The sequence below is a fragment of the Arthrobacter sp. T2-23 genome, from assembly GCF_055398325.1.
In genome coordinates this window covers 1337251-1361072 of record NZ_AP027917.1, presented here as the reverse complement: position 1 = coordinate 1361072, position 23822 = coordinate 1337251, and the positions used below count along the sequence as shown (strand labels likewise).

At 68.4% G+C, this 23822-nt stretch carries 24 protein-coding genes and 2 riboswitches; of the genes, 20 read left to right on the top strand and 4 right to left on the bottom strand.

Features of this window, described 5'->3' with window-relative positions:
* The first annotated feature begins 15 nt into the window (after positions 1-15).
* Together ACZ5Z0_RS06215 and ACZ5Z0_RS06210 are read left to right on the top strand one after the other, a co-directional pair.
* Positions 16-477, top strand: coding sequence for a flagellar hook assembly protein FlgD (locus ACZ5Z0_RS06215; protein WP_464110344.1), 462 nt, complete (start codon positions 16-18; stop codon positions 475-477).
* 31 nt (positions 478-508) lie between these two features.
* On the top strand, positions 509-1699 hold the full coding sequence (locus ACZ5Z0_RS06210) for a flagellar hook protein FlgE (RefSeq protein ID WP_464110343.1): 1191 nt from the start codon (positions 509-511) through the stop codon (positions 1697-1699).
* 124 nt (positions 1700-1823) lie between these two features.
* Here ACZ5Z0_RS06210 and ACZ5Z0_RS06205 read toward each other — a convergent pair whose 3' ends face one another.
* Positions 1824-2984 (bottom strand): cytochrome P450, encoded by a 1161-nt coding sequence (locus tag ACZ5Z0_RS06205; RefSeq protein WP_464110342.1) that lies wholly within the window; start codon positions 2982-2984, stop codon positions 1824-1826.
* 323 nt (positions 2985-3307) lie between these two features.
* On the opposite strand from ACZ5Z0_RS06205, the gene ACZ5Z0_RS06200 reads away from it, so the two are divergent.
* The 13 genes from ACZ5Z0_RS06200 (at position 3308) to ACZ5Z0_RS06140 (ending at position 13967) form a co-directional block, all read left to right on the top strand.
* Positions 3308-3595, top strand: coding sequence for a flagellar FlbD family protein (locus ACZ5Z0_RS06200; protein ID WP_464110341.1), 288 nt, complete (start codon positions 3308-3310; stop codon positions 3593-3595).
* 3 nt (positions 3596-3598) lie between these two features.
* Positions 3599-4420 carry a motility protein A gene (locus ACZ5Z0_RS06195; RefSeq protein WP_464110340.1) on the top strand — a complete coding sequence of 274 codons (822 nt, stop codon included), beginning with the start codon at positions 3599-3601 and terminating at the stop codon, positions 4418-4420.
* Entirely contained in the window at positions 4417-5244 is an 828-nt protein-coding gene (locus ACZ5Z0_RS06190) for an OmpA/MotB family protein (RefSeq protein WP_464110339.1), read from the top strand. Before ACZ5Z0_RS06195 ends, ACZ5Z0_RS06190 begins: the two co-directional genes overlap by 4 nt.
* Before the next feature lie 60 nt (positions 5245-5304).
* Positions 5305-6201: a flagellar motor switch protein FliM gene (locus ACZ5Z0_RS06185; RefSeq protein ID WP_464110338.1), complete on the top strand. Its 897-nt coding sequence runs from the start codon at positions 5305-5307 to the stop codon at positions 6199-6201.
* Positions 6198-6926, top strand: a complete 729-nt coding sequence (fliN, locus tag ACZ5Z0_RS06180; protein WP_441418232.1) for a flagellar motor switch protein FliN — start codon at positions 6198-6200, stop codon at positions 6924-6926. The genes ACZ5Z0_RS06185 and fliN overlap by 4 nt, the downstream gene beginning before the upstream one ends.
* On the top strand, positions 6927-7514 hold the full coding sequence (gene fliO, locus ACZ5Z0_RS06175; RefSeq protein WP_464110337.1) for a flagellar biosynthetic protein FliO: 588 nt from the start codon (positions 6927-6929) through the stop codon (positions 7512-7514).
* Complete coding sequence (gene fliP, locus ACZ5Z0_RS06170) at positions 7511-8341, top strand: flagellar type III secretion system pore protein FliP (RefSeq protein ID WP_464110336.1); 831 nt, start codon at positions 7511-7513, stop codon at positions 8339-8341. The genes fliO and fliP overlap by 4 nt, the downstream gene beginning before the upstream one ends.
* Positions 8338-8613 (top strand): flagellar biosynthesis protein FliQ, encoded by a 276-nt coding sequence (gene fliQ / locus ACZ5Z0_RS06165; protein ID WP_138770193.1) that lies wholly within the window; start codon positions 8338-8340, stop codon positions 8611-8613. The genes fliP and fliQ overlap by 4 nt, the downstream gene beginning before the upstream one ends.
* 1 nt (position 8614) lies before the next feature.
* The gene (locus ACZ5Z0_RS06160; protein ID WP_146335706.1) at positions 8615-9373 is read left to right on the top strand and encodes a flagellar biosynthetic protein FliR; all 759 of its coding nucleotides are present in this window, start codon (positions 8615-8617) and stop codon (positions 9371-9373) included.
* Positions 9373-10455: an EscU/YscU/HrcU family type III secretion system export apparatus switch protein gene (locus tag ACZ5Z0_RS06155; RefSeq protein ID WP_464110335.1), complete on the top strand. Its 1083-nt coding sequence runs from the start codon at positions 9373-9375 to the stop codon at positions 10453-10455. Before ACZ5Z0_RS06160 ends, ACZ5Z0_RS06155 begins: the two co-directional genes overlap by 1 nt.
* A 61-nt stretch (positions 10456-10516) precedes the next feature.
* Positions 10517-12565, top strand: a complete 2049-nt coding sequence (locus tag ACZ5Z0_RS06150; RefSeq protein ID WP_464110334.1) for a flagellar biosynthesis protein FlhA — start codon at positions 10517-10519, stop codon at positions 12563-12565.
* The gene (locus ACZ5Z0_RS06145) at positions 12543-13697 is read left to right on the top strand and encodes a hypothetical protein (protein WP_464110333.1); all 1155 of its coding nucleotides are present in this window, start codon (positions 12543-12545) and stop codon (positions 13695-13697) included. The genes ACZ5Z0_RS06150 and ACZ5Z0_RS06145 overlap by 23 nt, the downstream gene beginning before the upstream one ends.
* Before the next feature lie 9 nt (positions 13698-13706).
* The gene (locus tag ACZ5Z0_RS06140; RefSeq protein WP_138770188.1) at positions 13707-13967 is read left to right on the top strand and encodes a carbon storage regulator; all 261 of its coding nucleotides are present in this window, start codon (positions 13707-13709) and stop codon (positions 13965-13967) included.
* Positions 13968-13973: 6 nt separating this feature from the next.
* Here the strand turns inward: ACZ5Z0_RS06140 and ACZ5Z0_RS06135 are convergent, their stop codons facing one another.
* Positions 13974-14489 (bottom strand): flagellar protein FlgN, encoded by a 516-nt coding sequence (locus ACZ5Z0_RS06135; protein ID WP_464110332.1) that lies wholly within the window; start codon positions 14487-14489, stop codon positions 13974-13976.
* Between the two features lie 225 nt (positions 14490-14714).
* Between ACZ5Z0_RS06135 and ACZ5Z0_RS06130 the strand changes: the two genes are divergently transcribed.
* Positions 14715-15533 (top strand): sigma-70 family RNA polymerase sigma factor, encoded by an 819-nt coding sequence (locus tag ACZ5Z0_RS06130; RefSeq protein WP_464110331.1) that lies wholly within the window; start codon positions 14715-14717, stop codon positions 15531-15533.
* Positions 15534-15668: 135 nt separating this feature from the next.
* A complete protein-coding gene (locus ACZ5Z0_RS06125) occupies positions 15669-16151 on the top strand; it encodes a Dps family protein (RefSeq protein ID WP_138770185.1) in 483 nt (160 codons plus the stop codon).
* Between the two features lie 99 nt (positions 16152-16250).
* Here the strand turns inward: ACZ5Z0_RS06125 and ACZ5Z0_RS06120 are convergent, their stop codons facing one another.
* The gene (locus ACZ5Z0_RS06120) at positions 16251-17828 is read right to left on the bottom strand and encodes an MFS transporter (protein WP_464110330.1); all 1578 of its coding nucleotides are present in this window, start codon (positions 17826-17828) and stop codon (positions 16251-16253) included.
* A gap of 68 nt (positions 17829-17896) precedes the next feature.
* Between ACZ5Z0_RS06120 and ACZ5Z0_RS06115 the strand changes: the two genes are divergently transcribed.
* A complete protein-coding gene (locus ACZ5Z0_RS06115) occupies positions 17897-18436 on the top strand; it encodes a TetR/AcrR family transcriptional regulator (protein WP_464110329.1) in 540 nt (179 codons plus the stop codon).
* A gap of 118 nt (positions 18437-18554) precedes the next feature.
* On the top strand, positions 18555-19586 hold the full coding sequence (locus ACZ5Z0_RS06110) for a ribonuclease H family protein (protein WP_464110328.1): 1032 nt from the start codon (positions 18555-18557) through the stop codon (positions 19584-19586).
* 67 nt (positions 19587-19653) lie between these two features.
* Here ACZ5Z0_RS06110 and ACZ5Z0_RS06105 read toward each other — a convergent pair whose 3' ends face one another.
* Entirely contained in the window at positions 19654-20532 is an 879-nt protein-coding gene (locus ACZ5Z0_RS06105; RefSeq protein ID WP_464110327.1) for an aldo/keto reductase, read from the bottom strand.
* A 157-nt stretch (positions 20533-20689) separates the two neighbouring features.
* Positions 20690-20788, top strand: a riboswitch (glycine riboswitch).
* A 1-nt stretch (position 20789) separates the two neighbouring features.
* A riboswitch (glycine riboswitch) is annotated at positions 20790-20905 on the top strand.
* Positions 20906-20955: 50 nt separating this feature from the next.
* Here ACZ5Z0_RS06105 and gcvP point away from each other — a divergent pair.
* Positions 20956-23817, top strand: a complete 2862-nt coding sequence (gene gcvP, locus ACZ5Z0_RS06100) for an aminomethyl-transferring glycine dehydrogenase (RefSeq protein WP_464110326.1) — start codon at positions 20956-20958, stop codon at positions 23815-23817.
* Positions 23818-23822 lie beyond the last annotated feature (5 nt).

Genomic DNA, 23822 nt, shown 5'->3' with positions numbered 1-23822 from the left:
GAAGGAACGCGACATATGACGATTCAACCGATCGCATCACAGCCGATCGCTCCCAAGCCGGTCACGCCGCAGGTTGTCGGGGGCACCGCCTCCGTGCCGGCTTCGGCCGTACGCTCGCCCGTTCAGACCATGGACGCCAACGTGTTCATGACGCTGTTGGTGGCGCAGATGAAAAACCAGAACCCCAGCGCTCCGATGGACACCAACCAGATGATGAGCCAAACTATCCAGCTCTCGATGATGGAAAAGACCACCGAGATGACCACCAACAGCAAGGAGGCGTTCTCCCTCCAGATGCGGTCGGCCGCCACGCAGCTGGTGGGCCACAACGTCGACTACACGCTCAGCGACGGCACCACCGGCAGCGGACTCGCCTCTTCGGTGACCTTTGCCGGCGCAGTTCCGGCCGTCAAGGTCGGCAGCCTTTCCATCCCGCTCGACTCGATTTCCGGCATTACGGCGCCCGCCGCCTCCTAATCAGTGCTTCACCCGTAGAAAGGCAGTTCCCATGCTCCGCTCGCTGTACTCCGGAATCTCCGGCCTCCGTGCCCACCAGACCATGCTGGATGTCACCGGCAACAACATCGCCAACGTCAACACCGCCGGCTTCAAGTCTTCGACCACCCAGTTTCAGGACACCCTCTCGCAGATGACCCAAGGTGCCTCCGCGCCGCAGGGCGAGTCCGGCGGCAGCAACCCGGCGCAGATCGGCCTCGGCGTCCGCGTCGCCGGCGTCAGCACCAACTTCGCCCAGGGCTCCTCGCAGAGCACCGGCCGCGCCACGGACATGATGATCTCCGGCGACGGCTTCTTCGTCACCAGCAAGGGCGGACAGCAGCTGTTCACCCGTGCCGGGTCCATGACCTTCGACGCCGCCAGCCAACTCGTCAGCCCCGACGGCGGCATCCTGCAGGGCTGGACCGCGAACAACAGCGGCGTGGTGGACCAGGCCGGCGCGATCGGCAACATCACGCTCAACCCCAACACGATGATCGCGACCCCCACCACCAAAGTCACGCTGGACGGCAACCTGCCAGCGGACGCCGCCGTCGGCAGCCCTAACCTGCAGCGCGTCGTCAAGGTGTACGACGCCATGGGCGCCGCGCGCGACGTAACACTCACCTTCTCCAAGACCACAACGGGATGGGACGCCACGGGGACCGATGCCAATGGAGCCACGGGCAGCATCAAGCTCGCGCAGAATCCAGACGGCACCCTGACGCCCAGCGGCCCCTTCCAGCTCGGTGCCGGTGCATCTGCCATTACCGTGGACCTGTCGAAGGTCTCCGGCTACGCCACGATGAACTCCCTCACGGTCGCCGGCCAGAACGGCGCCGCCGTCGGCAAGCTCGAATCCTTCACCCTCGGCAACGACGGCTCGCTCATCGGGTCCTTCAGCAACGGCACGAAGCAGGTGCTGGCCAAGATCGCGCTGGCGAAGTTCACCAACCCGGCCGGTCTGGAGAAAGCCGGCGGCTCGTCCTACGTCGCTACCGCCAACTCCGGCAACGTCCAGCTGGGCGCGGCCGGTGACCCGGGCATCGGCACCCTGGCCGGCGGCTCGCTGGAAATGTCCAACGTGGACCTCTCCCAGGAGTTCACTAACCTGATCGTCGCCCAGCGCGGTTTCCAGGCCAACGCCCGTATCATCACCACCTCCGACGAGGTCCTCCAGGAGCTGACCCAGCTCAAGCGCTAATCTCCGGCCCACCACCCCGGGTTGCCCTATCACGTATGGCTGCCAAAAGCAGGCCCAAGCAGCCATACGTGATAGGGCAACGGGCGGGTGCAGGCATCGGTCGTGCGGCCGCGGTTCTCAGGCGTCAGGCGGCCTGCCAGCACACTGGAAGCTGTTTCACCCCGAAGACGATCGTGCTGTCCATCCGCTCCAGCCGCGCCCCGGGTTCCACTGCCAGCCCCGGCAACCGGGAGAGCAGGGCCTGCAGCGCTATCTTTGCTTCGAGCCGGGCCAGCGGCGCCCCGAGGCAGAAGTGGATGCCCTGCCCAAAGGCGAGGTGGCGGTTCGGCGAGCGGCCGACGTCGAAAACGTCCGGGTGCGGGAACTGGTGCTCATCGCGGTTTGCCGAGCCGATCCAGGCCACGATTGGCGAGCCCGCCGGAATCGGCCGGCCGTGCAGCTCGGTGTCTACGGCGGCGACCCGGTACATGGACTGGACGGGGGAGCGGTAGCGGAGCACCTCTTCAATCGCCTGGGAAAGCAGCTCCGGCTCGGCTGCCAGCCGCTCCGCCGTGCCCGGCGCTTCGGTGAAGCACAGCACGGCGTTGCCAATCAGGTTGGTGGTGGTTTCGTTCCCCGCGACGAGCAGGAGGGCGCAGAACCCCAGCAGCTCCATGACGCTGAGTTTCTGCCCATCGATCTCCGCCATGAGGAGGCTGCTGATCAAGTCCTGGCCCGGCCGGTGCCGCCGTTCCTCGATCATCCCCAAGAAGTACTCGATCATGTCCTGGTTGCCGGGGGACCGGTCCTCGTCGCCGTCCGGGCCTGGGCTCACGATCATGTCCGACCACTGCTTGAACCGGTCCCGGTCCGCGGCAGGGATGCCCATCAGCTCCGCGATCACGATCACCGGGAGCGGATACGCCAGCTGCTCGATCAGATCCGTACTGCCGGCGGGAACCACAGGTTCCAGCAAGCCCTCCGTGAGCGCCGCGATGCGCGGGGCGAGCGCCTCCACGGCCCGCGGGGTGAACGCCTGAGTCACCAGCGAACGCAGCTGGCGGTGCCGCGGCGGATCCGTGTTGATCAGGCTCGCCGCGAAGAGCTGGCCCGTCTCGGACGGATTGTCACCGCCGAACCGGGAAGAAAACGTGGCGTGGTCGGACAGGACACGCTGCACGTCCCCATAGCCGAAGACGTGCCAGACACCGCTCTCCGGATCCTGGAAGACAGGATCACTGCGGCGCATCGCTTCGTAGTGCGGAAAGGGGTTCAGCGGCTGCTCAAGAGCCGGAAATGACACCATGGCTGGCCCTCCTCTTGGGGCTGGCGGCCGTGTTTGTGGCTCTATGCGGCGCCCGTGGACCAACGATCATCCAACTGTGTCGGGCCAGGGGTTTAACGGGGCGGGCCGCGCGGCCCCGTTGGCTTCCACCCTAGTCCCGTGCAGCCGCGCCCGCACCGGGAACGCCGAGGAAATTCAGCTGATCCTGGTCTCCGGCCACCCGGCGGCGGGGGCTCCCTGCCCGGTGCCTAACGAAAGCGTGCGGGCGGCCGACAGTAAAGGGAGAACACTTATCCCCGCCGCTTGGCCGCCCAGCCGAGCAGTCCCCAGAGCAGAATCGGCCCATGATCGTTGTCACACGCCTCAACGGAACGCGCTTCGCGGTCAATCCGGACCTGATCGAACGGATCCACGAGAGCCCGGACACCCACCTGGTCACGCTCGACGGCGCCGCGTACGTGGTGCTCGAAAGCCTCGCCGAGGTGGTCGAGCTGATCGCCGACTACCGCGCCTATGTGCTGAGCAAGGCGCGGGACTTTCCCGCGGTCACGGGGTACCCGTTGAGCCTGGTCCCGCCGGCCGGACCGGACGACGAGTCCGGCGCCCCTGCACCTGAATCACCTAGGAAGTAAGCCATGGATCCCGCAACAATCATTGGACTGCTCCTGGCCTTTGGGTCCGTCATCACGATGGTGCTCATTGAAGGCGGCAGCATCACCGCCCTGCTGCTGCCCGGACCCCTGGTCCTGGTCTTCGGCGCAACCCTGGCCGTCGGGCTGGCCGGCAACACCCTCAAGGACGTGCTCCAGGCGTTCAAGTCCGTGCCGGGAATGTTTATGGGCAAAACATCGAAGCCGCAGGAAAGCATCGACCAGATGGTCCGCTTTGCTGAAAAGGCACGCGCCGAGGGCCTGCTCTCCCTCGAGGAGGAGGCGGCTAGCGTCAAGGACCCCTTCCTCGCCCGCGCCCTGCAAAACATCGCCGACGGCACCGACGCCGAGGACCTCCGGATGCAGATGGAGGACGAGATCGACACAAAGTCGCGCAGCGACCACGCCTCCTCAAAGTTCTTCGCCAGCCTCGGCGGCTACGCCCCGACCATCGGCATTGTCGGAACCGTCGTCTCCCTGACCCACGTCCTGGAAAATCTTTCGAAGCCGGACGAGTTGGGGCACATGATCGCCGCCGCGTTCGTCGCGACCCTGTGGGGCCTGCTCTCTGCCAACTTCATCTGGCTGCCGTTCAGTTCGCGCCTGGCCAGGCTCTCCGAGCTGGACATCGAACGCATGACGCTCGTGATGGAGGGCATGCTCGCCGTGCAGTCCGGCGCCCAGCCGCTGCTGCTGGCCGAACGGCTCCGCTCCATGGTCCCGGAACACCAGCTCAAGGGGGCGGACAAGGGCCGGAAGGCGCCCAGCGGGGACGCCTCTGCGGAGCCGATGGACGCGGCCGCGTGAGCGGCCGACGTCGGCCGCGCAAAAAACCCGAGGCGCACCACGTCGACGAACGCTGGATGGCCTCCTACATGGACATGGTCACCGTGCTCATGTGCCTGTTCATCGTCCTGTACGCCATGTCCACGGTCGACGCGAACAAGTTCGAAAAGCTGCGCAACTCGCTCGCCACCGGCTTCGGCGCGGTGGCCTCGGAAACCGTGGACACCGCCTCCGGAACGGTGGTGCCGCCCGAATTCGTCGACAAGAACCTCGAAGCCTTCGCCGCCGTCCCGGCCCCGGACAACCCGGCCACGCAGGCAGCCCTCGAGGAAGCCAAGAAAGAGGTCGACCGGCTGCGCGCCCTGGAAGCCAAAATGAAGGCCGGCCTCGCCGCCGCCGGGCTCACCGACAACGTCGAGTTCCAGATCGACCAGCGCGGCCTGACGGTCAAGCTGATCGGCTCCCAGGCCTTCTTCGCCGCGGACCGGCCCGAGCTCACGGACCGGGCCTCCCAGGTGCTGCAGATCATCTCGCCCATCCTCGGCCCGGCCGCCCTGGAACTCATGGTGGAGGGCCACGCGGCCAACGGCATCACGTCCTACCCGTCCACCTGGGAGCTGTCCTCGGCCCGGGCGGTCAACGTGCTGCGCTACATGGTGGACCGCGGCGGGATCCCCCCGGGACGGATCGGGGCGGTCGCGTTCGGCTCCGCCCGGCAGGTCAACGACGATTCCACCCCGGAACTGATGGAACGGAACCGCCGGGTGGACATCGTGGTGATTTCGGACAAGCCCGACGTCGTCCGCGCCCTCATTCCTGAGGCGATGAAGCTCACCCAGAAATAGGCGGGTATTGCCTCGGGCGGATGGCTTACGGCGGCCGATCCCTTGCCGATAGTGGCAACCGTGAGTGTTCTGGATGAGCGGGAAGTGGTGCGGGAGCGGACCGTCAGCGTCTATGACTTCCGGCGTCCGGCGACGCTGGCGCGCGAGCACAGCCGCGTCCTGGAACTCGCCTTCGAAACCTTTGCCCGCCAGTGGGGAACGCAGCTGACCGCCAAGGTCCGGGTGAAATCCGTGGTGCGGCTCGAAGACGTCGGCATGCAGAGCTACGACGAGTACGCCGCCTCCCTGCCGGCCGTGACGGCGATGGTCCTGTGCACCGTCGAAGCACACGATTCCAAGCTCGTCGTGCAGTTCCCCGCGCCCGCCGCCCTCGGCTGGATCAACCGGATGCTCGGCGCCTCGAACGACACGGCCATGCCGGACCGGAAGTTCACCCAGATCGAACAGGCCCTGGTCAAGGGGCTCATGGACGAGGCCCTCGAGGACCTCGGCTACTCGCTCGGACCGCTGCTGAGCGAATCCATCCGGGTCGACACCGTGCAGTACAACTCCCAGTTCGCCCAGGCCGCGGCGCCGAGCGAACTGATGATCGTCGCCTCCTTCACCATCAACGTCGGCAACATCAGCGCTCCCGCCACCCTTGCGGTGCCGGCAGCCATCCTGCTGGGCCGCTTGAAGAAGGTCAACCCGACGGACAACCGCGGCGACGCCGCCGCCCGCGTCAGTTCCCAGTTGGAGCGCGTCCCGGTGGAGCTCTCGGTCCGGCTGTCGACGTCGTACGTCACCCCCAGCCAGGTCCTGGGCCTCGCGGTCGGCGACGTGCTGACCCTCCCGCACCTGGAAAACCGCCCCTTCGACCTCACCCTGGACGGCACGAGGCTGGCGACCGCCGCCCCCGCCCGCAACGGGTCCCGGGCCGCGGCCGTCATTGTCACAATCGAGGAGAACAACCAATGAGCATCACCCTGACCAAGCATGAATCGTCGGCGGAACGGCTTGTTGAGGAGCTGCCGAGCCCGGTGGCCCTGAAGGTTGTTGCCCTGGTCCCCGCCCGCGCCGCGGCCCCCTACGCCCGGCAGGCCGTCACGGCGACCTTTGTCGGATCGGTAACCGCCGACCTGGCCCTGATGCTCAGCGACCGCACCTTCCTGGACGAAGCGGCCGGCGGCATGGCCGGCGGCCAGCTCGGCGTCGTCTCCGTCACCGACGTGCTCCGCCCGGCGATGGAAAGCGCCAGCTCCGTCTTCGGCGCCGGCGTGCTGTCCGACCTGCGCGAATCCGATGCCTCCGGGCTGCTCTCGGACCCGGACACCGCCGTCTTCGAACTCTCCGACGGCACCAGCCCGGCGGCCTGGTTCGCCGTCCGGCTGCGCGAACACGGCACCAGCCAGGACCGCGCGGGCGACCTCTTCGGCGGCGGCGACACGGTGGCCGGCCGGCTGGGCCGCATCAACAACATCGAGATGGCCCTGACCGTGGAGATCGGCCGCACCCGCATGTCTGTCCGCGACGTGCTCTCGCTTGAACCCGGCAAGATCATCGAACTCGACCGCTCCGCGGGCGCCCCCGCCGACGTGCTGCTCAACGGGCGGCTGATCGCGCACGGCGAGGTCGTCGTCCTGGACCAGGACTACGCCGTGCGGATCACCCGGATCCTCGACGTGGCCGAGGGGCTCAGCTGAATGGACTCGCTGATCCTCGGGCTGCGGGTAGCCGTAGCCCTGGGCGCGGTGCTTGGCCTGATCTGGTTGCTGCAACGCCGTCTCGGCAAAGGCCCGGGACGGCGCCGCGCTGACGCCGCGCTGAGCGTCGTCAGCCGCCAAAGCCTCGGCCAGCGCGCCTCCGTCGTGGTGGTCGACGCCGGCGGCCACCGCTTCCTGCTCGGCGTCACCGATCACGCCGTCAACGTCCTCCACACCGGCGACATCCCGGAAGAGGCCGTCGAAGACCTGGCTCCGGAGCCCCGCCGCGGCGGTGCGGCCGGGGCCTTCGCGCAGATCCTCGCGGGCGCCTCCGCCGCGCCCCGGAACGACGCCGGGGCCGCACCGCAGGCTGGCGGCCAGCCCAGCAGCCAGCCCGGGCCCGGCGCGACGCCGGAACTGCCGCTGTCCCGCCGCAGTTCCATCCACCGCGATTCCCACGCCCGGACCGGCCCGGGGCGGTCCGCCATGCCGGGCAACCCGCCACACGCGCCGCTGCACGGGTCGATCCTGGCCGGTTCCACCTGGAAGCAGGCCGCTGCCGCTCTCAGGAGCGGACGCCGCAATTGATCCGCCCCGTCAACGCCCGCCGACCCGGTAGGATCCTCGCCATCGGCGTCGCCGCCGTGCTGTTCGCCGTCCTTCTATTGTGGTTCTCCGCCTCAGCCGGGCACGCCGCCCCCGTCCCGCCGGTTCCGCCCACACCGCCGGCCAGCCCGGACACCGGCAGCGTCAACATAGAGATCAACGGCATGGACGGGAAGCCCTCCACAGCGGTCCTGACCCTGATCGGGATCACGCTGCTGTCCGTGGCGCCTGCGCTGCTGCTGATGATGACCTCGTTCACCAAGATCTTCGTGGTGCTCGCCATGACCCGCAACGCGCTCTCGCTGCCCTCCATCCCGCCCAACCAGGTGCTCGCGGGACTGGCCCTGTTCCTGTCGATCTTCGTCATGTGGCCGGTCATCAACGAGATGAACACCATCGGCGTGCAGCCCTACCTAAACGGCACCCTCGACTTCAACGGCGCGCTCAGCGCCGGCTCGGGGCCGCTGCAGCACTTCATGCTGGCGCATACCCGCGAGGAAGACATCGCCCTGATGACCCGCGCGGCCGGCATGGAGAACCCGGCGACGCCGGAGTCGGTGCCGCTGCAGACGCTGATCCCGGCGTTCATGATCTCCGAACTCCGCGCGGCCTTCATCATCGGCTTCGTCATCTTCATCCCGTTCCTCGTGATCGACCTCGTCGTCTCCGCGGCACTGATGTCCATGGGCATGATGATGCTCCCGCCGGTCATGATCTCGCTGCCGTTCAAAATCCTGCTCTTCATCCTCGTGGACGGCTGGGGCCTGATCATCACCTCGCTGATCCAGAGTTATGCGGGCACGGGATGAACGCCAACGCCGTCCTGGACATCTGCCTCCAGGCCATGATCGTGGCTGCCAAACTCTCCGCGCCGGTGCTCGTGACGGCGCTGGTGGTGGGCCTGGCAATCTCCCTCCTGCAGTCCATCACCCAGCTCCAGGAAGCCACCCTCTCCTTCGTGCCCAAACTCGCCGCCGTAGCGGTGGCCCTGGTGATCTGCGGGCACTGGATGATCACGGAGATGGTCGCCTTCACCAACGACCTGTTCGCCAAGATTCCGTCCCTGCTCGGGGGCCTGTGAGGTGGGCATCCCGATCGACCAGACGTGGCTGGAAGTCCTCCTGCTCGCCACCGTCCGGATGACGGCTTTCCTGATTGTGGCGCCGCCTTTCGCGCACCAGGCGTTTCCCGGACGGATTAAGGCCATGCTGGGCGTGGGCCTGGGCCTGGCCGTGTCGCAGCGGCTTTCCGCCGGCTACGTCGCGCGCGACACGGCGGGGTTCCTCACCGGGGTGGTCCTGGAACTCGTCACCGGCCTGGTCCTGGGCTTCCTGGTCATGCTGGTCTTCGCCGCGGTCCAGTCCGCGGGCTCCCTGGTGGACCTCTTCAGCGGCTTCCAGATGGCCCAGGCCTTCGACCCGCAGATGATGGTCAACGGCGCGCAGTTCACCCGGCTGCTGCAGATGGCCGCGCTGGCCCTATTGTTTTCCTCGGACGGCTACCAACTGGTCATCGGCGGCCTGACCGGAAGCTTCACCGCGCTGCCGCTGGCCGGCGGCCTTGACCTCGCCCAGCCGGTCCAGGCCATGACATCCGCGGTGACCGGCATGTTCCTCGCCGCCGTCCAGATCGCCGGGCCGCTGCTCGTGGTGCTCTTCCTCGCCGACGTCGGACTGGGCCTGCTTACCCGCGTGGCCCCCGCGCTGAACGCTTTCTCGCTGGGCTTCCCGCTGAAGATCATGCTGACCCTCGCACTGGCCGGATTCCTCTTCCTCGCGCTGCCCAGGATCGTCTCCACCCTCGCCGGGCAGGCTGCCAAGACCGTGCTGGGGGTGGGCTGATGTCGGATTCACAGGAAAAGACCGAACAAGCCACCGACAAACGCATGCGGGAGGTGCGCTCCAAGGGCCAGCTCTCCCGCTCCCAGGACCTCACCGCGTGGCTGGCGGTCGGCGCCGCCGCGGTCATGATTCCCTCCACCGTCGAGCGCGGGGCCAGCGCCGCCACGGACCAGGTCTTCAGCGTCAAGGGCGTGATGGCGCAGCCGGACCCGGCAAAGGCCCTCAAAGCCCTGGAGGCGGGGCTCGGCTCGCTGGCCGGAATCCTCGGCCCCATGCTGATCGTGGTGCTCGTCGTCGTCCTGGTCGGCTCCGCGCTGCAGGGCGGCATCCACCTGAAGAAGTTCCGCCTGGACTTCGAGAACTTCAAGCTGCTGAGCGGGCTGAAGCGTATTTTCGGGACCCAGGCGCTCTGGGGCGGCGTCAAGGCCCTGCTGAAAGCCAGTGTCGTGGGCCTCGTGCTTTACTCCGTGGTGCAGGGCCTGATCCCGGTGCTGCTCACTGCGGGCGGACTGCCGGTGGCCGGCGTCGTCGCGGCCGCAGGCGGCGGCATCTCCTCACTGGTCCAGTTCGCCGTCTTCGCCGGCATCGCGCTGGCCGCGGTGGACTTCTTTGTGGTGATGCGCCGGAACCGGAAGAAAACCCGGATGTCCAAGAAGGAAGTCCAGGACGAGAACAAGAGCAGCGAAGGCGACCCGCTGATCCGGTCCCAGCGCCGGGCCCGGCAGCTGGCCATGAGCCGGAACCGCATGATCGCGGCGATCGGCGACGCCGACGTCGTGCTCGTCAACCCCACGCACGTCGCCGTCGCACTGAAATACGAGCCGGGAAAGTCCGCTCCGCGGGTGGTGGCCAAGGGCGCCGGCCACGTCGCGGCACGCATCCGGCAGGAGGCCGAGGCGAAAAACGTGCCGATGGTCCAGGACATCCCGCTTGCCCGGGCGCTGCACGGCGCCTGCGAGCTGGGGCAGGAGATCCCAGTGGATTTCTACCACGCCGTGGCCGGGGTGCTGGCCTTCGTTATGTCGCTCAAGGCCCGCGGCGCCGGCGCCGGGCTGCACCGCATGGCAGGGGCCGCGCTGTGAAAATCGCCAGACACATTGTGGAGCACACTTTTCGAACCAGCGTCTGTGAAAGGACCGCATCATGAACAACAGGCTCGCCCGGCTTGCGGTGCCCATCGGCATCGTAGGCATCGTGCTGCTGCTGGTGGTTCCCGTGCCCGCCCCGCTGCTGGATTTCCTGATCGTGTGCAACATCCTGCTCGCGCTGCTGGTGCTGCTGACCAGCATGTTCGTGAAGAAGCCGCTGGACTTCTCCGTGTTCCCCTCGCTGCTGCTGGTGGCCACGCTGTTCCGGCTGGGCCTGAACGTCGCCTCCACCCGTCTGGTGCTGGGCAACGGTTACGCCGGGCAGGTCATCGAGGCCTTCGGCAAGGTGACGGTCGGCGGCTCCATGATCATCGGCGCCGTCGTCTTCCTGATCCTGGTGGTGATCCAGTTCGTTGTGGTCACCAAGGGCGCCGAGCGCGTCGCCGAGGTGGGCGCGCGCTTCACCCTGGACGCCATGCCCGGCAAGCAGATGGCGATCGACGCCGACCTCAACGGCGGCCTGATCACGGACACCCAGGCCCGGGAGCGGCGCGCGGAGGTCTCGGCGGAAGCCGACTTCTACGGTGCCATGGACGGCGCCTCCAAGTTCGTCAAGGGCGATGCCATCGCCGGCATCATCATCATCATCATCAACTTCATCGGCGGCATCGCCATCGGCATGCTGCAGCGCGGCATGCAAATCGGCGACGCCCTCAACACCTACGGCCTCCTGACCATGGGCGACGGCCTCGTCACACAGATTCCGGCGCTGCTCATGGCGGTCTCCACCGGCATGATTGTGACCCGGTCCAACGCCGAAGCGGACATGGGCCGGACGGCCTCCACCCAGCTGCTGCAGTCACCGAATGCCCTGCTGATCGCCGGCGTGGCCGCCATCGCCATGGCGCTCATCCCCGGCATGCCGCCCATTCCGTTCATCCTCGTCGGCGCCGGGCTGATCCTGGCCTCCCGCCGCACCGCAGCCAGCCAGAAGGAGGCGGAGCGGGCCCGCGATGCCGAGGCCGCGGCCTTGAACTCCCCGGAGCTGGACCCGAACGAGAAGCTGCTCGAGGATATGCGCATCCACCCCGTGGAGATCCTGCTGGCCCCGGATCTGGTGGACATGGTCTCCGGCGCCTCGGACGACCTGTTGGCCCGGGTCCGGTCGCTCCGGCACAAGATCGCCATGGAACTGGGCCTGGTCATCCCGCCGGTCCGCACCAGGGACAGCGTGGACCTGCCGCCGGCCACCTACGCCATCCGGATCGCGGGCGTGGAAGCCGGCCGCGGCACCGCCCCGGCCGGCCAGATGCTGGCCCTCGGCGACTTGCTGGACTCGCTGCCGGGCGTCGCGATGATCGAACCGGTCTTCGGCCTCGCCGGGAAGTGGATTCCGGCCGAGATGCGGCACAACGCCGAAATGACCGGGGCCACCGTGATCGACCGGGTCTCGGTGCTTGTCACCCACCTGTCCTCTATCGTCACGGCCAACGCCGCCCGGCTGCTCTCCCGCGAAGATGTCCGGGTGCTGACCGAGGGCGTCCGTAAGCAGAGTCCCTCGGCTGTCGACGAACTCACCCCGGCCCTGCTCTCGCTCGCCGAGCTGCAGCGCGTGCTCCAGGGCCTGCTCGACGAGCAGGTCCCCATCAACGACCTGGCCCGCATCTACGAGGCGCTCACGCTCCGGGCCAAGATCTCCACCGACCCGGAATCGCTTGTGGAGGCCGCCCGCCAGTCCCTGGGACCGGCGCTGACCGCGAAGTTCATGGAGGGCCCCGTGCTCAACGTGATCATGATCGATCCGCTGCTGGAACAGTCCATGCTCGAGGACATGCGCCCGGCCGAGGGCGGCAGCCAGATTGTGATGGGGCAGGACAGGCTCGACGCCGTGCTGCGTTCGGTGCGCAACGCGGTTGACTCCGCGGCCGCCGCCAACCGGCAGGCCGTCCTGGTGTGCGCCCCCGCGTTGCGCCCGGCGATCCATCGGCTCGTCGGAGCGCAGCCGGGTTCCCTGCCGGTGCTGTCCTACCGTGAAGTCACCTCCGCCAACGTCCGGATCGAAACCGTAGGAGTCGTGCGCCATGCCGAACCGCTATCGGCTTAAGGGAGCCTCGCTGGAGGAAATCCGCAGCAAGGCAGAAGCCCAGTACGGCCCCGCGGCCCGCATCGTGTCCGCGGAACGTGTCATCAGCCCCGGCATCGCCGGGCTCTTCGCCGCCAACCGCTATGAAGCCGTCATCGAGGTCCAGCCCCGGCACGACGTCGTGACCGGTGAAGTCCTCCCGGACGCCGACATCCTGTCCGAAGGCGAGATCGTCGACATGCCCGGCGACACGCCGGGGGAAACCCCCCGGCCCATGCCGCGGCCCACCGGCGGCGACACGCCGCGGGACACCACCCGGCCCACGAGGCCGGGCGTCCAGCGGCTGGCCGCCGCTCCCGGCCACGAGTTGCAAGGCGATGCGATCGCTGCCCTGCTGGCCGAAGCCGACGCCGCCGAACTGACCCTGCACCGGACGGCCGGTCCCGGCGTTTCCACCGAGTCGCCGGGTTTCGCCGAACTGCTGGACCAGCTCGGTTCCGGGCTCCGGTCGCAGGCAGCACAGCCCGCGCCCGTGGTTTCGGCGCGCCCGGGGGACGGGGAGCGCCCCGCGACATCCGCCGGCCAGGCGGCGCCGTCGCCGTCGCCGTCGTCGCGGGGCGCCGCGCCGGCACGGGAGACTGTCCCCGTCCCGCTGAACGGCACCGGCGACCTGGTGGTGCTGGTGGGCCTCGACGACGACGCACTCGACACGGCCCTGGCCATGTCCATCGCCACCGGGGGTGCGGACGTCCGCACCGCGGGGGAGCTAAGCGCCTACGGCCACTTGCACCTGGACGGACGCCAGAGCGCGACGGCGGCCCGCGCCCACGCCGTGGAAACCGAGCAGACGGTGCTGGCGGCCTTTGGGCTGGGCAAGGCACGCAACACCCTCGCCCGGCTCCAGGCGATCGCGGCGCTCTCGCCGGACCAGCTCTGGGTCGTCGTGGACGCCGGCCGCAAGCATGAGGATTCGGCCCGTTGGGTGGGCCTGCTGAGGGCGCGGCTCGACGTGGCCGCGGTGGCCGTGGTGGGCGCCGCGGACACCGCCACCCCCGAAAGCGTTGACGCCCTCGGCCTGCCCGTGGGCTGGATCGACGGCCGGCCGGCGACCCGGCCGCTGCCGTGGGACGCAGCGCCGGGCCGCGAAGGGTAGATTGAGAGAATGCTGGTACTTACACGCAAGCCGGGCGAACAGATCATGATCGGCGACGGCATCGTCATCACTGTTCTGGAAGGCCGCGGAGACGGCGTCCGGATCGGCATCGAGGCGCCCCGCGGTGTCCCGATCCAGCGGCGGGAAGTCATCGAGGCCATCGCGGCGGCGAACCTGGCAGCCGCTGAAGCGGGCGCGGAAGCCGGCGCGGGAACCGAAGACGCCTTGCGCGGGTTACTTCCCCCGGCGGCCGCCCGCCCCGTTGACTGACGGCGGCTAGCGGGAGTTCGCGTCGTCGCCGAGGTACTGGGCCATCAGCGGCTGGCTGGCGCGGCGCGTAATGGCCAAGGCACGTTCAAGGTTTCCCGCCATCGTCAGCTGCTCCAGCAGCGCGGCCGAATCGCCGGAACCGGCGGGCAGCTGCCGGCTTTGAAGCATCTCCTCGCTGGCGCGGGCCGTGTCGCCGAGCCGGGCTAACAACTGGCGCAGACCGTCCAGGTGCTCCTGCAGGACCGTCGGCCAGGCACCCGGCGGGGCGGCCGCGATCAGTTCAACCAGGGTCGCCTGCGCCGGCAGGCCCCACTCGGCCGCCACAGCCGCCGATTCGACATGCCTGGCGAGGGCGTCGAAGCGCAGGCGGTCCAGTACCGACTCGACCTCGGACGCGGTGAAAGTCAGCCAGTGGGTGTTGCCGGCAGCCACGTGCAGGCGCTGGGTTTCCAGCCTGAACAGGAGTAGTTCCAGCTGCCGCCGCTCCTGCCACAGTGCCGCCGAAAGATCCCCTACACCCATGGGCCCCATTCCCTTGCCATCCCGGCCAAATTGCGGCTTTCCGCATTTTCCGCCAAGCTTTTCCCTGAGGGTACACGCAGATTCCAGATCAGGTGATAGGTTTCGTTCTGGGTGCTGCGCCCGAGCTTCGAACACCGCCTCCCATGGGGGGAGTGCGGGACCGTTTGCGGGTGCGGTTCTCAGGGTTTTAAAGCTCCTGATCCGGTCTCATGGGGGGACACACTATTGAATCGCGTGGAACGCAACGAGATGGTCACCCAGCACCTTCCGCTGGTGGGTTATCTCGTCTCAGATTTGTGCTCGAAGGCGTCCCACCTCTCGCGCGATGATTTGGCGTCGGCCGGCGCCGTTGCCTTGATTACGTCGGCAGACTCCTTCGACCCGGACCTTGGCGTGCCTTTCGGCGCCTTCGCCCGGCGTCGCATCCTTGGCGCCTTCGCGGACGAGATGCGGGCCAGTGACTGGGCCACCCGCTCCGCGCGCCGCCGGATCAAAGAGACCATGTCCGTCCAGGAGACCCTTGCGGCCGCCCTCGGCCGCACGCCTTCGGTGGATGAGATTGCCTCCGCGCTGGGCGTCCAGCAAAGCGTGGTGGAGGCGGCGCTGGCAGATGCGTCCCGCACCCTCACGCCGCTCGACGACGCCGTTGTGGACACGCTGGCAGCGGAAACCCTGTCGCCGGAGCACTCCGTGCTTGCTGACGAACGTCTCCAGTACCTCCGGGCCGCCGTGAAATCCCTGCCCGAGCGAATGCGCTACGTGGTCGAGGAGATCTACTTCGGCGACCGCACCGTCAAGGATCTGGCAGCCGAACTGGGTTCCACGCACGCCGCCGTGTCGCAGCAGCGCGCCGAAGCGATCCGCCTGATGCGTGACGGCCTTACCGCCCACTACGCGGACGACCCGGACCAGGGCTTCGAACCGCAGTCGCGGATCACGCCGCGCCGCCGGAACGATTACCTTGCCCAGTTGTCCGACGCGACTGCCGGAGGGATCACCCGGGCCATCTTCCCGCAGGGGCCGATGCTGAACCAGGCCGTCTAAGGCCATTCCGGTCCGTTACTAAGCTCACTTAGTAAGCTGACCGTGAAATTCCGCCGCGGCCGTCGCGGGGGCGTCCTCACTGGGGTAGCGTCTGAGGCATAACGCCGTACCAGACGTTCCAATCAAGGAGGATGCATGAAAGCAACACCCACCCTGACAAGCAACCTGCAGGCCGTTCTCGTGGACCTCATTGAACTCCATGTCCAGGGCAAGCAGGCGCACTGGAACATCGTGGGCACGAACTTCCGCGACCTCCACCTTCAGCTGGACGAGATTATCGAAGCTGCCCGCGGTTTCGCCGACGACCTGGCCGAGCGGATGCGCGCCCTGCACGCACTGCCGGACGGCCGCAGCTCGACGGTTTCCAAGTCCACCGCTCTGGCGGAATTCCCTGCCGGCCTGATCAACACCAAGGACGCGATCGACAAGATCGTCGCCGCGCTTGAGGCCGCCGTCGGCACCATGCGCAAGGTGCACGACGAGGTGGATGAGGAAGACCCCACCACCGCCGACCTGCTGCATGAATTCATTGCCAAGTTCGAGCAGTTCGCCTGGATGGTGAACGCCGAAACCATGCGCGCGTCCGCCAGCGTCACCACGCCAGACACCAAGAAGTAGCAGGCCAGCGCGCCCTCCAAGCGCCCGGCGCCGGGTTCCCACCCGGCGTCGGACGTTCGCTTTTAAGTGACCAGGCGGGGCGCCGGCTGACGCTCCCGGTTAGCGCGCCGTCGGCACTTTCCGCAGGACCACGGCGGCCAGGACGGCGGCGCCGGCCATCAGCACCAGCGCGATGGCGGCCGTGATGTGGACGCCGGAATCGAAGGCGCTCCTGGCGGCAGCCGTCACGGCCTCCGCCAGCGGTGCCGGGAGGGCCCGGGCCAGCTCGGCCGCCCCGGCAAGGGTTTCCCCCGCCTGGTGGACCGCCCCGGGGCCGGCCTGGGCGACGTCGGCGGGAAGCTGCAGGTTGCGTTGGTACGACGCCGTGAGAATGGAGCCGAGGATGGCCGTGCCGAGCAGGGAGCCGACCTCGTAGCCGGTTTCCGAAATGGCCGCCGCGGCGCCCGATTTCACTGCCGGGACCGCCCCCAGGATGAGGTCGTTGGAGATAGTTTCGGCCGCGCCGACGCCCAGGCAGAGCACCAGCAGGGCGGCCAGCAACAGCCCCGGGCCGGCACTGTGGTCGCCCAGGGCCACCAAGGCATATCCCGTGGCGCTCAGCAGCAGTCCGCCCGCGACCACAAAGCCCGGGCGGATCTTGCGCACCAGCGGCACCACGAGCAGCCCCGCGACGACCGTGGCGGCCAGGGCCGGGACCATCGCCAGGCCGGACTCCGACGGTGACTGGCCCTCCAGCAGTTGCAGGTGCTGGGCGAGGAAGAGGATGAACCCGTTGTAGGAAAACAAGGCCAGGACGTTGGCTGTGATGGCGGTGCTGAAGACAGGGTTGCCAAAGAGGCTGAGGTCCAGCAGGGGAGCGGCCGACGCCGATGCCGCCAGCCGGCGCTGGCGGCGGACGAAGGCGTAGCCCATCAGCAGGCCGACGCCGAGGGCGGCCAGCGGTTCCGGCGCCGGGCCGTGGGTCGCCAGGATCTTGATGCCGTAGACCACCGGGACCATGGCAAGCAGGGACAGTGCGATGCTGGGCGCGTCCACGGGGCCTGGGTTTGGGTCGCGCGATTCCGGGATCAGGGCCGGCCCCAGGACCATCAGCGGCAGGATGATGGGCACCGCGACGAGCAGGACAGCACCCCACCAGAGGTGTTCCACCAGCCAGCCGCCCAGGATCGGTCCCAGTGCGGCGCCAGCGGAGAAGCCGGCAGCCCAGATCGCCACCGCGAGCCGGCGCCGGTTGGGTTCCGGGAAGATGTTCCTGATCAGCGACAGCGTGGATGGCATCAGCATGGCGCCGAAGAAGCCGAGCCCTGCCCGGCCTGCGATCAGCCACGCCGCACCGGGGGCAAAGGCCGTCACCGCGGAGACTGCTGCGAAGCCCGCACTGCCGACAAACAGCAGCCGGCGCCGACCGATCCTGTCGCCCAGGCTGCCCATCGCCACCAACAGGCCGGCCAAGACCAGCGGATACGCATCGACAATCCAGAGCAGTTCCACGCCGGTGGCATCCAGGCTGCGGGCAATCGCCGGTAGCGCGAAGGTCAGGGCCGTGTTGTCCACGGCCACCAGCAGTACCGGGAACATCAGCAGGGACAACGCCAGCCAGTCGCGCCAGGGCGTGCGCGGCGCCGGCTCGGCGGCCGCTGGCGGGCGGGCGTGTGCGGACAGGGATGCGGTGGTCATGGAGGTTAACTATACCGTCTGGACGGTATAGTTAAGAAATGCGCTTCCTGACAGGCATGATGTAACCCATGGCCAGAAAACCCGTCGCCCGCGAAGCCGTCCTCGACGCCTTTGAATCCCTGCTCATCGCCGAGGGGGAACGCGCCGCGACGCTGGATGCGGTGGCCCGGCTGGCAGGCGTCTCCAAGGGCGGCCTGCTGTACCACTTCCCGAACAAGGAGGCCATGGTCTCGGTGCTGCTGGAGCGCCTGGACCGGCTCCTCGCGGAGGACCTCGACGCCATGGCGGCCGCTCCCGAAGGCGCCGCGGCCTACTTCATCAAGTCCTCGGTGTGGGCCGACACCCCGCTGGACCGGGTGTTCGTGGCCGCCACCCGGCTGGCCGAAGTCGCGCACGCAGAGACCCTGCGCCGGATGGCCGGCGTCCAGGCCAGCTGGCTGGCGCTGCTCGCGGCCGACGTCGGGCCCGCGATGGCGAAGGCCGTGCTGTACATGGGGGACGGGCTGTACTTCAATGCCATGCTGGCGCGCGGCCCCGGCGAGGGGCCGCTGACGGAGGCCGGCGACGTCGAGAGGCTGCTGGCCGCCGTCGAGCGGCTGCGCGCCTGAGCCCCCAGCCCTTATTGTCGGACCTCGCGGTTAGCCTTCCTTCCAGTAACCCCGGACGCCGTCCGGGACCTGCCAAACAGGGGGAAGTATGACCGCGCAGACCATTTCACCGGCGCCAATGAGAACGACGGTTCCGAAGCCGTCGGCACCGATGCGGCGCGGGGTGATGCTGGCGGAGGTCCGCAAGCATCACCTGGCGAGCATCGTGGAAGTCGCGGCCACGGTCCAGTTCGGTCTGGGCTGCTGGGCGCTGGCCCCGGTCGGCGGAGCCGCGGCAGCCTCCGCCGGAACGGCCGGTCCTAAGGATCCTCCCCTCGTAACGGGAACCGCGGCCATCGGCCCGGGTGCGGACCACTGCTACCGGCGAATCGCGATGGAGGTGCTCCTGGCGCTGCTGGAGCGGCGGCCGGGCGCCGGTCCGCACGGCGCCGAGGCTGAGCTGCGCGCGGTAGTGCGGGTGGTGGCATGCCGCCGGCTCCTGCTTGAGCTCCGCAGGCAGGTGTCGGAACTCGGGCTGGCGGAGGCAATCTCCCTCGCTGAAGTTTCCTGCAGTAGCGATGGGAGGACTGAAGCGGCCGTCCTGGCCGGGCTGTCCGCCGGAGGGGGAGTGGTGGATGTGGTGACAGACGCCTCCAAAGGCAGAGGAATGACCGTTGGCCTGGGCTGGGTCGTCGCGACCGGCGAAGGCAGCAGCTTCCGGACGGGGGCCGGAACCGCCGTGTGCTCGAGCGTCCTGCACGCGGAGCTCAAGGCCATGCGCAAGGGCATCCAACTGGCGCTGTCCCTGCACCCCGCCCTGCGCGGTGGACTCGGAACCCTCCGGCTCTTCAGCGACAGCCGGGGTGGACTGGAACTGGTGCGCCGGGGCCTGGCGGGGTCCCTCCCGGCCGGCGGGTCCGGCGTCGTCCGCGGCGAGGTCGGCCGGATTTGCGCCCTGCTGTCGGGACCCTCGGCCGAGCTGTGCTGGGTCAAAGGGCACGCCGGAGATCCGTTGAATGAGGTGGCGGACCGGCTTGCTGTTGTGGCCCGGCGTTCCCGGGAGGCCGGGTTGGACGCCGCGCAGGCGGCGGCCCTGCGCTCATCCATCGAACGCGATGCCCCCGCCGCCGTGCAGCAGCACAGTCGCTGTCATTTCCGCCTGGCCGCGTGACAGGGCTCGCGCGGCGTCGACGCCCCGCACGCTGCCGGTCCGGGGACGTGGTGAGGTCTGCTGGCTGTCAGGTCGAAGCGGGCCAGTCGGAGCCGACAGCGCGCCAAGCGCGGTCGATGCCGTCCAAGGCTGCGGCCGGAAGCGGACCTTGGCTGGCGGCCATGAGGTTCCGGCGAAGGTGGTCCAGCTTGGCCGTGCCGGCAATAGCGGTGTGCACGCCGGGGGCATACACGGTGAAGCGCAGGGCGAACTCGGCCCAGTCCATGTCCCCCGGGTCGAGCTCCAGAGCCTTTAGCCGCTCCCAGTAAAGCTCGGCGTAGTTCCCGGCCGGACGCTCGGCGAACCGCCACGGCGCATTCGCGATCGGGCGCTTGGCGATGACTCCCAGTTCGGGGCGCCGGCCGAGAACGTTTCGCAAATTCCACTGGTCGGCGATGTTGACACTGGTTTCGATGGCGCCGAACCGGCCGGACTCCACGGCGAAGGCAAGAGGCTCATTGTCGCCGCTGTAGCCGGCGATGCCGATCTTGCCGGCGTCGACGGCCTGGTCCAAGGTGTCCTGCAGCTCTCCGCGCCGCAGGATGTCCAGCGGGCAAGAGTGCAGATAGAAGATGTCGATCCGCTCCGACCGGGTCAAGCGCAAAGACTGTTCGATGCTCTCAAGCACGCTGCCCGGGGACCAATCCCGCTGGCCGTTGATCTTCGGCCCGCCCTTGGTGGAGAGCACGAACTCATCCCGACGTCCGCCAAGGTGCCGGCCAATACGCTCCTCGCTCAGCCCGTAACTGGCCGCAGTATCGATCAGCGTGACGCCCAGATCCAGTGCTCCGTTGAGCACTTCTGCGGCTTCGGCCTCCGTGACATCGCTTTCGCCGATCTGGCCGGCGCCGAGCCCCACAATGGAGACCTCCAAACCGGTGGCCCCGAATGCCCTCTGCTCCAGCATGAATTCTCTCCTCGTCTCGAAACCGCCCGCACCGCCGCATCTGGGCGACCGCTCTACCGTAACGCTGAAGCGGTCCGGGCGCCGGAGTTTGCGGACGCGTCTCCGGCATAGGACAATAGAAGTTGTGACTGCGGTCACGAGCAACTGAATATGCCTTTGATCTGCGGCGGGAGAGTTCTGCAAGTAGGTACAAGCAGGCGCCGTAGGAGCAAACCCTCCCCAGGAATCTCTCAGGCCCATGTACCGCCGCGGCAAGGCAACTCTGGAAAGCAGCAAGCGCGTCTCGTGACGCGCCGTGCTCACCGACGGTGCAAGCGGAGCCCGGCCAAAGCGGCTCCGCGGAAACTCTCAGGTCCAATACAGAGCGGGGAGGAACCCGAATCAATGTGGCGTACCCTCGCCGCCTTAGTTATGGAGTTCCTTGTGACTGTTACCTCAGCCTCCACGTCCTTCGTTGACCGGCACATCGGCGCGCGCCGCCAGGCCGACGTCGACACCATGCTGAAGGCTGTCGGCTACGACACCGTCGACGCGCTGGTGGATACCGCCGTTCCGAAGGACATCCGGCAGGACTCCGACCTGGCGCTCGCAGCAGCGCTGAGCGAAGTCGAAGTGCTGGCCGAACTGCGCAAGCTGGCAGCCAAGAACAAGACCGCCGTGCAGATGATCGGCCAGGGCTACTACGACACCGTCACCCCGGCCGTGATCCGCCGCAACATCCTCGAAGCCCCGGCCTGGTACACCGCCTACACCCCCTACCAGCCGGAAATCTCACAGGGCCGGCTCGAGGCGCTGCTGAACTTCCAGACCATGGTCCAGGACCTGGTGGGCCTGCCGATCGCCAACGCCTCGCTGCTGGACGAAGCCACCGCCGTCGCCGAGGCCGTTCTGATGATGCGCCGGGCCAACAAGAATAAGACGGCCCACGACGGCAAAACCGTCCTCGACGCCGACTGCCTCCCGCAGACCATCGCGATCGTCAAGGGCCGCGCCGAGGCCCTCGGCTTTGAGGTTGAGGTCGCAGACCTGTCCAAGGGTCTGCCCGACGGCGTCATCAACGGCGTCGTGCTGCAGCAGCCCGGTGCCTCCGGCCGCGTGTTCGACCACTCGGCCGTCATCGCTGACGCCAAGGAACGCGGCGCGCTCGTCACTGTCGCCGCGGACCTGCTGTCCCTGACCCTGATCACCTCCCCCGGCGAACAGGGCGCGGACATCGCCGTCGGCTCCGCGCAGCGCTTCGGCGTCCCGCTGTTCTTCGGCGGCCCGCACGCCGCCTACATGGCCGTCCAGAAGGGCCTGGAGCGCTCCATGCCCGGCCGCCTCGTGGGCGTCTCCAAGGACAACGCCGGCGTCCCCGCCTACCGTCTGGCCCTGCAGACCCGCGAGCAGCACATCCGCCGCGAGAAGGCCACCTCCAACATCTGCACCGCCCAGGCATTGCTGGCCATCGTGGCCTCCTTCTACGCCGTCTACCACGGCCCCGACGGGCTGAAGGCGATCGCCGAAACGGTCCACGGCCACGCCAGGACCATCGCCGCCTCGCTGAAGGCCGCCGGCCTGGCCGTCCAGCACGCCTCTTTCTTCGACACCGTCACGGTCTCCGTGCCGGGCACGGCCGCGGACATCATCGCCGCAGCCGACGCCAGGGGCATCAACCTGCGCGCCATCGACGCCGACACGGTGGGCATCTCCGCCGATGAGGCCACGACCGGGACAATCGTCGCCGACGTTGTCGCCGCCTTCGGCGCCAGCGTCGCAGACAGTGCCGCAGGCACGGACACTGCGTTCGCACTGGACGCGGCTGTCGAACGCACCTCCGACTACCTCCAGCACCCGGTCTTCCACACGCACCGCTCCGAGACCCAGCTGTTGCGCTACATCCGCAGGCTATCGGACCGGGACCTCGCGCTGGACCGGACCATGATCCCGCTGGGTTCCTGCACCATGAAGCTGAACGCGACGGCCGAGATGGAAGCCATCTCCTGGCCGGAGTTCGCCTCCATCCACCCCTTCGCGCCCGAATCCCAGACGGCCGGCTGGCGCGAACTGATCGAGGACCTCGAAGCCCAGCTGACCGAGATCACCGGCTACGACCAGGTCTCCATCCAGCCCAACGCCGGCTCCCAGGGCGAGCTCGCCGGGTTGCTCGCCATCCGCGGCTACCACCTCTCCCGCGGCGACGCCCAGCGCAACATCTGCCTCATCCCGGCCTCCGCGCACGGCACCAACGCCGCCTCCGCAGTGCTGGCCGGCATGAAGGTCGTCGTCGTAGCCACCGCCTCCGACGGCACGATCGACCACGCGGACCTCACCGCCAAGATCGAGCAGCACAAGGACGAGCTCTCCGCGATCATGATCACCTACCCCTCGACGCACGGCGTGTACGACGCGGACGTCCGCGAAGTTTGCGACGCCGTCCACGCCGCCGGCGGCCAGGTCTACATCGACGGCGCCAACCTCAACGCCCTCGTCGGGCTCGCCCAGCCGGGCCAGTTCGGCGGCGACGTCTCGCACCTGAACCTGCACAAGACCTTCTGCATCCCGCACGGCGGCGGCGGACCCGGCGTCGGCCCGGTCGCGGCCAAGGCACACCTGGCCCCGTTCATGCCGGGCAACGCGGCCGATCCGGCCAACGGCGCCGAGGGCACCCCGATCTCCGCGTCCCGCTACGGCTCGGCCGGCGTGCTGCCGATCTCCTGGGCGTACGTGAAGCTCATGGGAGGGCAGGGCCTGACCGAGGCCACCAAGTCGGCGCTGCTCGCGGCGAACTACATTGCGTCGCGGCTCAACGACCACTTCCCGGTGCTCTACACCGGCGAGGGCGGCCTCGTGGCCCACGAGTGCATCCTGGACCTGCGCGAGCTCACGGCCAAGACCGGCGTGACCGCCGAGGACGTCGCCAAGCGCCTGATCGACTACGGCTTCCACGCCCCCACCCTCGCGTTCCCCGTGGCGGGCACCCTGATGGTCGAACCCACCGAGTCTGAGGACCTCGGCGAGATCGACCGGTTCATCACGGCCATGATCGCCATCCGCGCCGAGATCGACCAGGTGGCCCACGGTGACTTCAGCGTCGAGCACAGCCCGCTGCGCAACGCCCCGCACACCGCGGCCGCCGTGATCAGCACCGACTGGGAGCGCAGCTACCCGCGCGAACAGGCGGTCTTCCCGGTCCACACGCTCAAGCAGGACAAGTACTTCCCGCCGGTCGGCCGAATCGACGGCGCAGCCGGTGACCGCAACCTGATCTGCTCCTGCCCCCCGCTTTCCGAATTCGAAAACTAAGGATC